The organism is Pseudomonas sp. P4_B4, assembly GCF_056402255.1.
Genome location: NZ_JBFUHS010000077.1, coordinates 1 through 1,840 on the forward strand (window position 1 = coordinate 1; position 1,840 = coordinate 1,840).

A 1,840-nucleotide genomic window follows, 5' to 3' on the forward strand; every position below is an offset into this window, starting at 1 on the left:
CAATCGGCATAGGGGACGGCCTTCATAGACCGTACCCCTGCCACACCACCCGGCATGCGGGTCCGCACCGGGCGGTTCGAGGGATTGAGGTCAGGAGAGACGTGGAAGTCCCAAGCGATCAAACCACGCGAGATTAAGCACCCAATTCAAGGCCCATCGACTGTTGTCCCACCAAYGACGGGTGTTACATGCCACTTTCTGGGCGACTTCTTTACTCGCACCCAAAGCCCGTAATTCACGATAAGTCGTCGTTCCCCGCTTCCATTGCTTGAGTTGAATCGCTCTGAGTCGGTGCCGCATCCATTTGTCCAATTCGCGCCAGACGCCTGGTGTTTGCGACAACTTGAAATAGGCTTTCCAACCCAGCAAATAGGGACGTAGGAGGTCGACGACCTGCTGCAAACTGCGGCCACATGAACGGCGAGTGAACTGCCGGATACGTTGCTTGAATTGCTTTTGTGCCTTCTGAGATACCGCACGTTTGACTTCGTCACGGGCGCACCAAAATGCATAACCCARAAACTTGCGACCAAACGCACTGGCCACCGCGCTCTTGCTCTCGTTGACGCTCAAGTGCAGCTTTTCATACAGACGCCTCAGCAAGATCATCACCCGCTGCCCGGCTTTATGACTGCGAACATAAACGTTCGCGTCGTCGGCATAGCGCACGAAGCAATGACCTCGATGTTCAAGCTCCCGATCCACTTCGTCCAGCAGCACATTTGCCAGCAACGGTGACAGCGGACCGCCCTGCGGCGCCCCGCAGCGGCTTTTCTCGATTACGCCATTGATCAGCGTTCCCGCATCCAGGTACGCCCGGACCAGTCGAATAACCGCCCGATCCGCAATCCGTTTGCGTAGGCGATCAATCAAAATGTCGTGATCGACCCGGTCGAAGAACTTCTCCAGATCAACATCCACCACCACTTTGCGCCCCGAGRACACATACCGCTGAGCCGCCAAAACGGCGTCCTGCGCGCAACGTCCCGGGCGAAAGCCGTAGCTGTGTTCACTGAAGGTCGGATCGAGGAGTGGCTGCAAGACTTGCAGCAGTGCTTGTTGAATCAGGCGGTCGGTGACCGTCGGAATGCCCAACTCGCGTTCACCGCCGTCAGGTTTGGGGATGACCACGCGTCTTACCGGACTGGGCCGGTAGACACCTGAAAGTAGCTGTTCACAAATCACTGGCCATTGAGTCAGCAAGGCTTCAGCAGTCTGTTCAATGTCCAGACCGTCAACTCCCGCTGCACCTTTATTGGCTTTGACCCGTTTCCACGCCCGTTTCAGGTTTTCTCTCGCAAAGGCCCGTTCCAGCAGCCTTTGCCCTGCGTTGTCGGATTCATCTTGCGGGCGATTGACCTCGTCGCTGGCGGGACTTCTCACGGTTTCACCGCTCGTTATCTCCATCCGCCCCGCGTTTGGCAGGCATCTGACTTCCGGTCGTTCGCATCAACATGGCCTACAACACTCTCTCTCGTTCGGCCCTTCGTCAAAAAAAAAAAGACTACTACGGCCTCTGCTGACTTCTCGCTCCGGCTCGCACCGTCGCCCTTTCAGACACAAGGCGAGATCTCCCCAGGTAAGAACGCAATCCTTCCCCGCACAACCGCCGGATTTACGCAGCCTGATCCTTGACCACAAGAGCTTCGCGATCTTTTGCTCGCTCGCCCTGATCGGCTTCGCCTTATATCCGGTTCTTGTCCATCGGCTCGCGGTTTCGATTCACGCTTCCTCCCCACACTCGGTCGCCCTCATGCAGTTGCGCTTCACTTCGTTCGCTGTGGTCAGCTTACGACGGGACTTTCACCCGCAAGATTGCGCCCATGCTGGGCGCACAAAA

At 56.9% G+C, this 1,840-nt stretch carries 1 protein-coding gene; it reads right to left on the reverse strand.

The window, feature by feature from the left end:
* Window positions 1–90 precede the first annotated feature (90 nt).
* On the reverse strand, window positions 91–1,407 hold the full coding sequence (gene ltrA / locus AC1DVE_RS31090; protein ID WP_477784442.1) for a group II intron reverse transcriptase/maturase: 1,317 nt from the start codon (window positions 1,405–1,407) through the stop codon (window positions 91–93).
* Window positions 1,408–1,840 lie beyond the last annotated feature (433 nt).